Annotated in this window: 13 protein-coding genes; 12 read left to right on the top strand and 1 reads right to left on the bottom strand. The window is 41.6% G+C overall.

Translation table 11 applies throughout. The features are described 5' to 3' along the window. Positions 1–134: 134 nt before the first annotated feature. The 12 genes from hybO to yedF all read left to right on the top strand — a co-directional run bounded on the left by hybO (position 135) and on the right by yedF (position 11,484). Positions 135–1,259, top strand: coding sequence for a hydrogenase 2 small subunit (hybO, locus tag BHE89_RS22435; protein ID WP_069368630.1), 1,125 nt, complete (start codon positions 135–137; stop codon positions 1,257–1,259). Further along, complete coding sequence (hybA, locus tag BHE89_RS22430; protein ID WP_069368629.1) at positions 1,256–2,269, top strand: hydrogenase 2 operon protein HybA; 1,014 nt, start codon at positions 1,256–1,258, stop codon at positions 2,267–2,269. Before hybO ends, hybA begins: the two co-directional genes overlap by 4 nt. Beyond that, positions 2,256–3,437 (top strand): Ni/Fe-hydrogenase cytochrome b subunit, encoded by a 1,182-nt coding sequence (gene hybB / locus BHE89_RS22425; RefSeq protein ID WP_069368628.1) that lies wholly within the window; start codon positions 2,256–2,258, stop codon positions 3,435–3,437. The genes hybA and hybB overlap by 14 nt, the downstream gene beginning before the upstream one ends. Beyond that, entirely contained in the window at positions 3,434–5,137 is a 1,704-nt protein-coding gene (gene hybC / locus BHE89_RS22420; RefSeq protein WP_069368627.1) for a hydrogenase 2 large subunit, read from the top strand. The genes hybB and hybC overlap by 4 nt, the downstream gene beginning before the upstream one ends. Beyond that, positions 5,137–5,625: a HyaD/HybD family hydrogenase maturation endopeptidase gene (locus BHE89_RS22415; RefSeq protein ID WP_069368626.1), complete on the top strand. Its 489-nt coding sequence runs from the start codon at positions 5,137–5,139 to the stop codon at positions 5,623–5,625. Before hybC ends, BHE89_RS22415 begins: the two co-directional genes overlap by 1 nt. After that, positions 5,622–6,116 (top strand): hydrogenase-2 assembly chaperone, encoded by a 495-nt coding sequence (gene hybE / locus BHE89_RS22410; RefSeq protein ID WP_069368625.1) that lies wholly within the window; start codon positions 5,622–5,624, stop codon positions 6,114–6,116. The genes BHE89_RS22415 and hybE overlap by 4 nt, the downstream gene beginning before the upstream one ends. 62 nt (positions 6,117–6,178) lie before the next feature. After that, on the top strand, positions 6,179–7,414 hold the full coding sequence (hypB, locus tag BHE89_RS22405; protein WP_069368624.1) for a hydrogenase nickel incorporation protein HypB: 1,236 nt from the start codon (positions 6,179–6,181) through the stop codon (positions 7,412–7,414). Then, entirely contained in the window at positions 7,405–7,671 is a 267-nt protein-coding gene (gene hybG, locus BHE89_RS22400; protein ID WP_069368623.1) for a hydrogenase maturation factor HybG, read from the top strand. The genes hypB and hybG overlap by 10 nt, the downstream gene beginning before the upstream one ends. Next, entirely contained in the window at positions 7,658–8,794 is a 1,137-nt protein-coding gene (hypD, locus tag BHE89_RS22395) for a hydrogenase formation protein HypD (protein WP_069368622.1), read from the top strand. Before hybG ends, hypD begins: the two co-directional genes overlap by 14 nt. Continuing rightward, positions 8,791–9,810, top strand: coding sequence for a hydrogenase expression/formation protein HypE (hypE, locus tag BHE89_RS22390; protein ID WP_069368621.1), 1,020 nt, complete (start codon positions 8,791–8,793; stop codon positions 9,808–9,810). The genes hypD and hypE overlap by 4 nt, the downstream gene beginning before the upstream one ends. Before the next feature lie 208 nt (positions 9,811–10,018). Further along, on the top strand, positions 10,019–11,245 hold the full coding sequence (yedE, locus tag BHE89_RS22385) for a selenium metabolism membrane protein YedE/FdhT (RefSeq protein WP_069368620.1): 1,227 nt from the start codon (positions 10,019–10,021) through the stop codon (positions 11,243–11,245). Beyond that, a complete protein-coding gene (gene yedF, locus BHE89_RS22380; protein ID WP_069368619.1) occupies positions 11,242–11,484 on the top strand; it encodes a sulfurtransferase-like selenium metabolism protein YedF in 243 nt (80 codons plus the stop codon). Before yedE ends, yedF begins: the two co-directional genes overlap by 4 nt. Positions 11,485–11,557: 73 nt before the next feature. On the opposite strand, the gene rdgC is transcribed toward yedF, so the two are convergent. After that, positions 11,558–12,466, bottom strand: a complete 909-nt coding sequence (gene rdgC, locus BHE89_RS22375; protein ID WP_069368618.1) for a recombination-associated protein RdgC — start codon at positions 12,464–12,466, stop codon at positions 11,558–11,560. Positions 12,467–12,604 lie beyond the last annotated feature (138 nt).

The following is a 12,604-nucleotide window of genomic DNA, read 5'->3' as shown; positions in this document are numbered from 1 at the left end:
ACTCACATAAAGGAATAATTTCTTTTTTAATGGATTATCGCTTGATAATGATCAAGTCATTATTGTGTCGGAGTGTTAAAAAGGCGGTGTTTTAAATTATTCCAATTAAAAAATCATCATATCAGGAGAGATATATGGCCTTGGGGAATAATGTTTTTTCCCATCATGGTATTAACCGACGCGATTTTATGAAATTGTGTGCTGCGTTGTCAGCTACCATGGGATTAAGCGGCAAAGCTGCCGCAGAAATGTCAGAAGCAATGGCATCACCTGAACGTCCACCTGTTATTTGGATTGGTGCTCAGGAATGTACTGGGTGTACGGAGTCTTTATTACGCGCAACTCACCCGACTCTGGAAAACCTCGTTCTTGATGTTATCGCACTCGAATATCACGAAGTGCTTTCCTCAGCTTTTGGTGAACAAGCTGAAGAAAATAAACACAATGCAATGGAGAAATATAAAGGTAAGTACGTCCTCGTTGTTGACGGTTCGATCCCAGACAAAGACGGCGGTGTTTACTGTATGGTTGCAGGAAAGCCAATTCTTGAGCATATCAAAGAAGCCGCTGAAGGCGCTGCTGCGATTATTGCTATTGGTTCATGTTCTGCATGGGGTGGGGTACCTGCTACTGGAGGCAACCCAACAGGCGCTAAATCACTGGAAGCTATTTTACCGGGTAAAACCGTTATCAATATTCCAGGGTGTCCGCCAAACCCACATAACTTCTTAGCAACTGTTGCACACATTATTACTTTCAATAAATTACCTAAGTTAGATAGCAAAAACAGACCGCTTTTTGCTTATGAGCGCTTAATTCACGAAAACTGTGAACGTCGTCCTCATTTTGATGCGGGTCGTTTTGCTAAAGAATTTGGTGATGAAGGTCATCGTCAAGGCTGGTGTTTATATCATTTAGGCTGTAAAGGCCCTGAAACTTATGGTAACTGCCCAACATTAGAATTCTGCGATGTTGGTGGTGGGATCTGGCCTGTGGGTATCGGTCACCCTTGCTATGGTTGTAACGAGGAAGGTATCGGCTTTACGAAAGGTATTTTCCAATTAGCGAATGTTTATCAGCCAACACCAAAAGCGCAAGTACCAGATGTTAATGCAAAAGAAGGTGGTGGAGTCTCTTATGGGGCTGCTGGCTTACTGGGTGCTGTTGTGGGGGCGGTTGCGGGTGTCAGTGTGATGGCTGTGCGTCAATTAGGCCGTGACAAGAATGCCACAGGAGCCTCACAGGAGGATAAACGGTGAATAGGCGTCATTTCTTTAAGCTGGCATCAGGTGGGGTTCTCCTTGCGGGAATGGCGCCCACTGCGAGTCATGCTGCGGCGCAGAACCGTCCCCCAATTCCTGGGTCTCTCGGTATGCTCTACGACTCTACACTGTGTGTAGGCTGTCAAGCATGTGTCACAAAATGTCAGGAAATTAATCACCCGGAGCCAATGGAGCGTGGTGATACTTACGCGAATGGTGATCCGATTTGGTCAAACAATGACAAATTAAGTCCTTACACAAATAACATTATTCAAATTTGGCGTGATGGTACTGGCGAAAATAAAGACCAACTGGAAAACGGTTATGCCTTTATTAAGAAACAATGTATGCATTGTGTGGATGCAAACTGCGTTTCTGTTTGTCCTGTTTCTGCGTTAACCAAAGATCCAAAAACCGGTATTGTCCATTATCACGCGGATATCTGTACAGGTTGTCGTTACTGTATGGTGGGATGCCCTTATAACATTCCAAAATACGATTATGACGATCCCTTTGGTAAGCTTTATAAATGTGAGCTTTGTAACCAAAAAGGTGTTGAGCGCTTAGATAAAGGCTTATTACCAGGCTGTGTTGAAGTTTGTCCTACTGGTGCTGTTATTTTCGGTACACGCGAAGAGTTGCTTGAAGAAGCAAAACGTCGTTTAGCGAAAAAAGCGGGTGAAGAATATCATTATCCACGTCAAACCATTAGTGGTGGCGATACTTATCTTCATAAAATTCCTGAATATCAAGATCATATCTATGGTGAGTTCGAAGGTGGCGGTACGCAAGTCATGGTACTTTCTGCTGTTCCTTTTGACAATTTAGGAATGCCAGACGTGGCGCCATTATCAACGGGTGCACGTTCTGAACATATTCAGCATACGCTTTACAAAGGCATGGTATTACCAATAGCAGCCCTTGCAGGGATCACCTATTTGGTTAACCGTAATAGTAAAAAACAAGAGCAGGAACACCACAAGGAGGATAACGATGTCGAGTCATGATCCTCGTCCACTTGGCGGTAAGTTATTTACTCTAGCAGTAAGAGTATTTTTACCGCTTGCTGTGCTCGGTTTTATTCTTATTGGTAAGCGTTTGGTATTTGGTCTGGGCGATGTCTCTGATCTGAATGGGGGATATCCTTGGGGTATTTGGATTGCCTTTGACTTATTGATAGGAACAGGCTTTGCATGTGGCGGTTGGGCACTTGCATGGGCTGTTTATGTCTTTAATAAAGGGGAGTTTCACCCATTAGTACGCCCTGCATTATTAGCGAGCTTGTTCGGCTATTCATTAGGTGGTTTATCCATTGCTATTGATATTGGTCGTTATTGGAACATGCCTCACTTCTTTATGCCGCAATACTTTAACGTTAACTCAGTGTTATTTGAAACAGCGACCTGTATGACCATCTATATTATGGTGATGGCATTAGAATTCTTACCTGCGTTATTAGAGCGTTTAGGTTGGAAAGTGTCGTTGAAACGTCTTAATAAAGCGATGTTCTTTATTATTGGTCTTGGTGCTTTACTGCCAACCATGCACCAATCTTCAATGGGATCATTAATGATTTCAGCAGGTTGGAAAGTACATCCACTGTGGCAATCTTATGAGATGTTACCGCTGTTTTCTCTGTTAACCGCCTTTCTCCTTGGTTTCACCATCGTTATTTTTGAAGGCTCTTTGCTAAAAGCAAGTCGTACGATGAATGATGATGAAACACCGCTATTTACCAAATTAACTAAAGTGATCGAAGTGTTACTGATTGCATTCTTGGTATGTCGTTGGGGTGAAATTATTTGGAACGGTAAACTGAGTTATATCGGAAATGGGGATATGTTCTCGTGGTTATTCATTGCTGAAAGTGCATTATTATTACTTCCTCTTATTTTGATGCATTTAAATAATAACCGCCGTAGTCCAAGAATGCTGTTTGTTTGTGCTGTATTTATCTTAATTGGCGCAGCAATGTGGCGTATGAACTACTCTTTAGTTGCTTACAATCCAGGTAATGGTTACCACTATTTCCCAACAGCAAGTGAATTGCTGATTTCTATTGGTTTCGTTGCATTTGAAGTAACTGCTTACATTCTTATTATCCGTTTATTGCCGGTTTTACCTGCACAAACAGATTCAAATATACAATTAAAAAAGGCTGAGGTTAAATCATGAGCCAACGCATTACTATTGATCCTATTACCCGTATTGAAGGGCATTTACGCGTCGATTGTGAAATTGATAACGGAAAAGTTGTTAAGGCTTGGTCTTCCGGTACCATGTGGCGCGGAATGGAGGAGATCCTAAAAGGAAGCGATCCTCGTGATGCATGGATTATCGTGCAACGTATCTGTGGTGTTTGTACGACCGTTCACGCGATTGCCTCAGTACGTGCTGTTGAAGATGCTTTAGGTATGGATATCCCTGTCAATGCGCAGTATATCCGTAACATTATTTTAGCTTCTCATATTCTTCATGACCATATCGTTCATTTCTATCAGCTTTCTGCGATGGACTGGGTTGATATTACTTCTGCATTGCAAGCAGATCCTGAAAAAGCATCCGCGATGCTGAAAGGGGTTTCTAAATGGCAATTAAACTCTGCGGAAGAATTCAGAAAAGTTCAGAAGAAAATTCAAGGTTTAGTCGATAGCGGACAATTAGGTATTTTTGCTAATGGCTACTGGGGTCACTCCGCCATGAAATTGCCACCAGAAGTGAACCTGATTGCTGTTGCTCACTATCTGCAAGCGCTTGAATGTCAGCGTGATGCTAACCGTATCGTTGCTGTTCTTGGTGGTAAAACACCTCACATTCAAAACTTGGCTGTGGGGGGCGTTGCTAACCCAATTAATCTTGATGCACCAAGTGTTCTTAACTTAGAACGTTTAATGTATGTGAAGCACTTTATCGATAATCTTGGTGATTTTATTGAACAAGTTTATAAAGTCGATACTGCTATTTTTGCTGCATATTACCCAGAATGGTTAAAAATCGGTAAAGGCGCTAACTACTATCTGTCAGTACCTGAGTTACCCATTAATGGTAATAACACAGAGTTCTTACTTTCTGGTGGCTATATGGAGGGAATCGATTTCTCTACATATCGCCCCATTAAAGACTGGAAAGATCAGAATCTAAAAGACGGTATCGAAGAAAGTGGTAAGCACGCATGGTATGAAGATGATGAACCCTTAAAACCATGGGAAGGTTTAACTCGCCCTAAATACACGGGGTGGGATGAAAACAATAAATACTCATGGGTTAAATCACCAACATTCTATGGTAAACCTGTCGAAGTCGGTACATTAGCGTGGTTAGTATGTGGTTTAGCAGGTAAGCATGAAGGTACTGTTAAGCACTATAATGAAGTTAATGAAATCTATACTAAATTAACAGGTGAAACACTGGTTAATGAGCAGTTAGAGTCAACTTGGGGACGTATTATTGGACGTACTGTTCATGCTTGCGTATTACAAGATTCTCTGAATTTCTTATGGAAATCATTGGTTGATAATATTGGACGAGGCGATACGACTTCCTTTATTAAACCAGAATTTGAACCGGGTAAAGAGTATCGTGGTGTTGGTTTTGAAGAAGCCTCTCGCGGTATGTTATCTCACTGGATCGTGTTTAAAGACGGTAAAATCACTAACTATCAGGCCGTTGTTCCATCAACATGGAATGCGGGACCTCGTAACTTTAATGATGAACCGGGTCCTTATGAGTTATCACTTGTGGGTACACCTGTTGCTGATCCGAAAAAACCATTAGAAGTGGTAAGAACGATCCACTCCTTTGACCCATGTATGGCATGTGCTGTGCATATGGTTGATTTAACAGGTAAAGAACTAAGTAAGGTGAAGGTATTATAATGCGAACTCTCGTCTTAGGTATTGGTAATTTATTACTAAGCGATGAAGGCATTGGTGTTCGTACAGTAGAAGCGCTCGAAGAGCGCTTCTCTTTACCAGAGAACGTCGATGTTATTGATGGCGGCACATCAGGGATGGAAATTTTGCAAGATATCGCTGCAAGAGATCTCCTGATTGTTATTGATGCAGTAAGAAGCAATCATGAGCCAGGCAGTATTTTTATATTACATGATGATGATGTTCCCGCACTCTTTACACAAAAGATCTCACCTCATCAGCTAGGCTTATCTGATGTGTTAATGGCACTGCGTATGACAGATGAATTCCCTCGTAAACTGATTTTAGTCGGAATTGAGCCAGCATCATTAGAGCCAAGTATGTCGCTGTCTGACATCGGTGAGAAATCAATGGAAATTGCACTAGAACATGTCGTGAATATTTTGCGTGAATATGGCATTTCTGTCACACCTAAAGAGGTAACAGCATGAGTGAATTAAGCTGGGATATCCTGGGATACGAAGAACCGCCTGTTGAGCAACTTGAAACACGTTTTAGTGAAATTGCTGATAAAGAGATGAAAGGGCTTCCTTTTTATCGCGAAGGTGTTCCTGTCAAAGCGGGCGGTTTTACCTTATTTGAAAATCAGTGGATTGGTGCTGTTCTTACTCCTTGGATGTTAGAACTTGTTGTCTTTCCTGGACCTTCGCAAGAATGGCCACATCGAAAAGTCGGGGATCGCATTGGGTTAGAATTACCTTGTGGTCAGATTAAATTCGTTGTGGGTGAGCTTGCAGGTGGCATGCAGTACCTTGCTTGTTCATTAATGTCGCCACTTGATAGACATTTAACAGCGGAACATGCTGTGGAGTTAGTTGAAAATAGTGTGAAAATGGCTCTTTCTCTTCCTGTTCAGACACAATCCGTAGCAGAAGTTGATTTAAGTCGTCGTTCTCTCTTCCGTGGTCAGTTAAGATCATAGTGTAGAAATTTTACGCGACACAGAGTCACATTCTTCTTATTGAATAGTACAGGAGTCAGAATATGTGTAGCACTTGCGGTTGTGGCGAAGGCAATGTCAGAATTGAAGGCGTAGAGCCTCATTCACATGAGCACCACCATCATCACTCTCATGACCATGATCATCACGACCACGGTCATCATCATGATCACGGCCATCATGGGCATGATCATCATCATGAACACAATGCTACTCCAGCGAATACTGTTCATAAATACATTGATAAGTCTGAACAAAAGCATAAGCATAACTACGAAACACATGGTCAGCCTATCATCGTTCATCACCACTATTATCATAACAGTGGTGATGTCCATCTTCATTTTCATAACGATACACAGCTAAACGAAACCCCAGTATTCCATGAACATCATCATGGACATGGCGATCATCATTCACATGATCACGACCATGCTCATAGTCACGACCATGCTCATAGTCACGACCATGCTCATAGTCACGATCATAGCCATGAGCATTCACATTCTCATAACCACGATCACAATCACGATCATGAGCACGAAGAGCAATTTAGCCCAGTGATTGAAAATCAGAATATGCACTATGGCCAAGGTGAGGCTGGAACACATGCTCCAGGTATTAGCCAAAAGCGTATGCTGAAAATTGAAATGGATGTGTTGGATAAAAATAACCGCATTGCTATCCATAACCGTGAACATTTTGAACAACAAAATGTATTGGCATTGAATTTAGTTTCAAGTCCTGGTTCTGGTAAAACGACGCTATTAACACAGACATTAAAACAGTTAGCGCAACGAGTGCCTTGCGCGGTGATCGAAGGCGATCAGCAAACCACTAATGATGCGGATCGTATCCGCGAAACAGGTGTGCCGGCGATCCAAGTGAATACAGGTAAAGGCTGTCACCTTGATGCACAAATGGTGCATGATGCGACACACCAATTAGGCTTACAAGATAACAGCGTTCTCTTTATTGAAAACGTAGGAAACTTAGTCTGCCCTGCAAGTTTTGATCTGGGTGAAAAGCATAAAGTGGCTATTCTTTCTGTCACGGAAGGTGAAGATAAACCCCTGAAATACCCGCATATGTTTGCTGCGGCTGATTTAATGATTATCAACAAAATGGATTTAGTCCCACATCTGAATATTGATGTTCAAGCCTGCATTGAATCTGCTCGCCGTGTTAATCCCAATATCGAAATCATTGCGTTATCTGCAACAACAGGTGAAGGCATGGAAGAGTGGTTAACTTGGCTGGAGAGTCGTTTATGTGCTTAGGTGTTCCAGCTAAGATTGTTGAGGTGGGCGAAGACGTCCACCAACTTGCTTATGCCGAAGTCAGTGGTGTAAAACGTGCTGTTAATATTTCGATGGTATGTGAAGGCGAACCGCGTGAATTATTAGGTAAATGGGTACTTATTCATGTGGGATTTGCGATGAGTATTCTTGATGAGCAAGAAGCACAAGATACCCTTGATGCATTACAGCATGTTTATGGTGTGACCCTAGAAGAGGCTGATGATGCAGTACGTTGATGAATTTCGTGATCCCGAACTTGCGAAAGCCTTACTCGCCCAAATCCGTGAAACTATTTCACAATGGCCTCATCCTATTGAGCGTCCATTACAAATTATGGAAGTCTGTGGTGGGCATACACATGCCATTTTTAAATTTGGGCTAGACCGCTTATTACCCGACGAAATTGAATTTGTTCATGGACCGGGTTGTCCTGTTTGTGTATTACCGATGGGGCGAATTGATGCCTGTTTAGAAATTGCAGCTCGCCCTGACGTGATTTTCTGTACTTTTGGTGATGCCATGAGAGTACCGGGTCGTCATGGCTCAATGCTTGATGCACGTCGTCGTGGCAATGATATTCGTATTGTCTATTCACCACTTGATTCACTCAAAATTGCACAAGATAATCCAGATAAGCAAGTTGTCTTTTTTGGTTTAGGTTTTGAAACGACAATGCCAAGTACGGCAATGACGCTACAACAAGCCAAATTGCGCGGGCTTAAAAACTTCTCTCTGTTTTGCCAGCATATTACTATTGTGCCAACTTTACGCTGCTTACTAGAGCAAGATGATGTGCGTATTGACGGGTTTATTGCACCAGGGCATGTGAGTATGGTGATTGGTTGTAAGCCATATCAACCACTATGTGATGAATTTGAAAAGCCTTTTGTGGTGACAGGGTTTGAACCATTAGACCTATTACAAGCTATACTGATGGTCATTAAACAGCTTAAAGCAAAAGCAGAAAATGCAGATTATATTTTAAGTATTGAAAATCAATATAGTCGCATTGTCCCGAATGAAGGTAATAAGTTGGCTCAAAAAGCACTGAGTGAAGTGTTTATGTTAAAAGAAACCAGTGAATGGCGTGGACTGGGTGAAATCCCAATGTCAGGTATTCAATTAACACCCGCTTATTCTGAATTTGATGCTGAATTACGTTTTACTCCCGCACCGCAGAAAGTTGCCGATAATCCACAATCTCGCTGTGGGGATGTATTAACTGGACGATGCAAACCTTCTGATTGCCCACTCTTTGGTAAAAGCTGTACACCAGAAACGGCATTGGGTGCCTTGATGGTATCATCAGAAGGTGCATGTGCGGCTTATTATCAGTATCGCCGTGAAGGTAATATATGAAACAACCTGATGAAATCACCTTAGCCCAAGGAAATGGTGGGCAAGGAATGCAACAACTTATCGAAGGCCTATTTTTAAAAGCGTTCGATAATCCATTATTAAATGAAAAAGAAGATCAAGCGCGGATCACATTAAATGAGTTAACAACGCTTGGTGATCGTCTTGCATTTAGTACAGACAGCTATGTCATCGATCCCATTATTTTCCCTGGTGGAAATATTGGTAAATTATCAGTTTGCGGTACGGCTAACGATCTTTCTGTTGGTGGTGCGGTGCCTCGTTATCTTTCATGTGGTTTTATTCTTGAAGAAGGGCTTGCGTTTGAAACCCTCGAAACCCTTGTCATGGCGATGGCGAAAGCAGCAGCACAAGCAGGAATACAAATTGTGACAGGGGATACGAAAGTGGTTCCTCGTGGTGCTGCGGATAAGATCTTTATCAATACTGCGGGTATTGGGGTTATTCCAACAGCAATTAATTGGGCTGCCAGTAATATTAAAGCGGGTGATAAGATCTTAGTGAGCGGTACTATTGGCGATCACGGTGCAACAATCTTGAATCTTCGTGAAAATTTAGGGTTAGAAGCCGATCTACAAAGTGACTGTGCTGTTCTTGAGCCAATGATTGCGCCTTTACGCCAAATTAAGGGTATTCGTGCATTACGTGATGCAACACGAGGCGGAGTGACAGCCATTTTACATGAATTTGCTCAAGCCAGTGGTTGTGGCATGAATGTACATGAAAGTAAATTGCCAATGAAACAATCTGTTCGTGGCGTTTGTGAATTATTAGGGCTTGAGGCACTGAATTTTGCTAACGAAGGCAAAATTGTTTTAGTGGTATCACCAGAAGCTGAAGCTCAAGTACTTGAAGCGTTACATCAACATACTTTAGGTAAAGATGCTTGTACTATTGGTGAAGTTACTGAAGATAATTATATTCGATTAACAGGAATTTTCGGAACTAGCCGTATTCTTGACTTACCTTATAACGAACCACTACCTCGTATTTGCTAATGATTTCTTTCCCACTTATAGATTGCATGATCAGACGATTTATAAGTGGGGGAAGTTTCCTCGTTGTTACAAAAAATTTGTTATAACGCAAATTTCCTTCATTTATCTGGATACTGACTCTTTGATAAAAAAATTATCGGAGTAACATGTTCGCCCAATCCTACTGCGTGGAGAGTGTCTCTCGTAGAGGTAAGCTCTAGGAAAAAACATGTCTTGGTCAGAATTTAAATCCCAGTACTTGATCCGCTTTTGGAAGCCTCTTCCAGCCGTTATTGCGGCAGGTATCTTATCAACTTATTATTTTGGTTTAACCGGCACTTTTTGGGCTGTCACGGGTGAGTTTACTCGCTGGGGTGGCCACGTGATGCAATGGTTTGGCGCTCACCCTGAAGAATGGGGTTACTTTAAAATCATCGGTCTTGAAGGTACGCCATTAACGCGTATTGATGGTGTGATGATTATCGGAATGTTTGGCGGTTGTATTATGGCTGCTCTTTGGGCCAACAACGTCAAACTTCGTCACCCTCAACATAAAATTCGCATTCTTCAAGCCGTTCTAGGTGGCATCATCGCTGGTTTTGGTGCTCGTCTAGCAATGGGGTGTAACCTTGCTGCTTTCTTTACCGGTATTCCTCAATTCTCTTTGCATGCTTGGTTCTTTGCCGTTGCAACGGCGATAGGATCCTATTTTGGTGCTAAATTGTCGTTAATGCCTCTATTCCGCATTCCCGTCAAATTGCAAAAAGTCAGCCAAGCCTCACCAATTACTCAAGATAAACAACGTGCAAAGCGTCGTTTTAGATTGGGCATGGTTATCTTTTTTGCCATGATTGCGTGGTCTTTAATTATTCTTTTTGATTCACCAAAGCTGGGTTTTGCCATGCTAGGCGGTATTGGTTTTGGTATTTTAATTGAACGTGCGCAAATCTGTTTTACTTCTGCTTTTCGTGATTTATGGATCACAGGCAGAACCCATATGGCAAAAGCGATTATCATCGGTATGGCGGTGAGTGCCATTGGGATCTTCAGTTATGTCCAATTAGGTGCTGCACCCAAAATTATGTGGGCGGGTCCGAATGCTGTTATTGGGGGTTTACTTTTCGGTTTCGGTATTGTTCTTGCTGGTGGGTGTGAAACGGGCTGGATGTATCGTGCCGTTGAAGGGCAAATTCACTTTTGGTGGGTTGGATTGGGTAATGTAATCGGTTCAACATTACTGGCTTATTATTGGGATGACTTTGCCTCTGTGATTGCAACAGATTATGACAAGATTAATTTACTGGATACCTTTGGCCCCGTGGGGGGATTGGGTGTGACGTATCTGATGCTTGGCTTGTCATTTGCATTATTACTTTGGTGGGAAAAACACTTTTTCCGTAAAAAAGCACAACAACAAAACGCTATTTCAACACAAGTTAATAAGGAAATCGCATGAGTCAGAAAGACACCATTGTTCCTGATTATCGTCTAGATATGGTCGGTGAGCCTTGTCCTTACCCTGCAGTAGCAACGCTTGAAGCGATGCCATCACTGAAAAAAGGCGAGATATTAGAAGTAGTGAGTGATTGCCCTCAATCAATCAACAATATCCCACTTGATGCAAAAAACTACGGTTATACCGTGTTGGATATTCAACAAGATGGTCCAACTATCCGTTATTTAATTCAAAAATAAATTTTATTTTTATTAGATAAAAAAAACAGCCTATACATCGTGAATGATAGGCTGTTTTCTTAAGAAGATATTATTATTCGGCTTCGCCACCTAACACTTCAATGACTCGTTCAATTAAAGCGCTTAATTCACCCGTCATTAAAACGAAATCGGCATCAAAACGTTGGGCAAAATCGGCTTTATCAATATCATCATTTTGCTCACGTAAGGTTTCACTAAATTTAATGCGTTTGATAGAACCATCATCACAAAGCATAAACTGAAGGCGATCTTCCCAATCCACAGAAAGTTTGGTGACAAACTTACCTGCTTCAATATGTGTCGCAATTTCGTCAGAAACTAATTCTTGCTTCTTACAACGAATAACGCCACCTTCATCGAGTACCGCTTTTAGCTCTGCCTCATCCATCAACGTGAAACCTGCTGGAAGTTCTCCAGAGCGCACCCATTCTGTCATTTTTAATTCAACAGATTCATTAAAATTCAGTGGAACGACGGGTAATGAACCTAAGGTTTTACGTAACAATGCTAAATTGTCTTCGGCACGTTTGGCACTGCCTGAATCAACAATAACGAGTTGTTTTTCTAAATCTAACCAAATAAATGTTTGTGAAAATTTACTAAATGCACGAGGAAGCAGAGTATGAACAACTTCATCTTTTAAGGTCGCTTTTTCTGTTTTTTTCAGTTTACGACCTTGCTCACCTTCAAGTTTTTCAACTTTATCTTGTAAGGCATGTTTGATCACGGTAGCAGGTAGAATTTTGTCTTCTTTCCGTGCACAGATTATCACTTGTTTGCCTGCAACATGAATAAGTGCTTCACCACGATCCCCCATGGGTGAAACCCAACCTGTTTTGGTCATATCTTGGCTACTGCAAGGTGTGAATGCCAATGAAGCAAGCTGTTGTTCTAACTCATCCATTGACAGTGCTATCTCTTTATTTAAGCGATAGACCAAAATATTTTTAAACCACAGCATCTGACATTCCCCTTAATCATTATTTACCGCATTATGATACTGAATGTTGAGGGTATCTAAAAGGTAATATCCCCATAAAAAGAAAATCTGTACAGTGTGATTTAATAAAAAAGCCTAAAAAAGCTGAAACGAATAATT

It is taken from the genome of Shigella sp. FC1967 (genome assembly GCF_001743005.1).
GTDB lineage: Bacteria > Pseudomonadota > Gammaproteobacteria > Enterobacterales > Enterobacteriaceae > Proteus.
The sequence above is the reverse complement of the archived record's forward strand: the minus strand, read 5'-3'. Positions and strand labels throughout refer to the sequence as shown.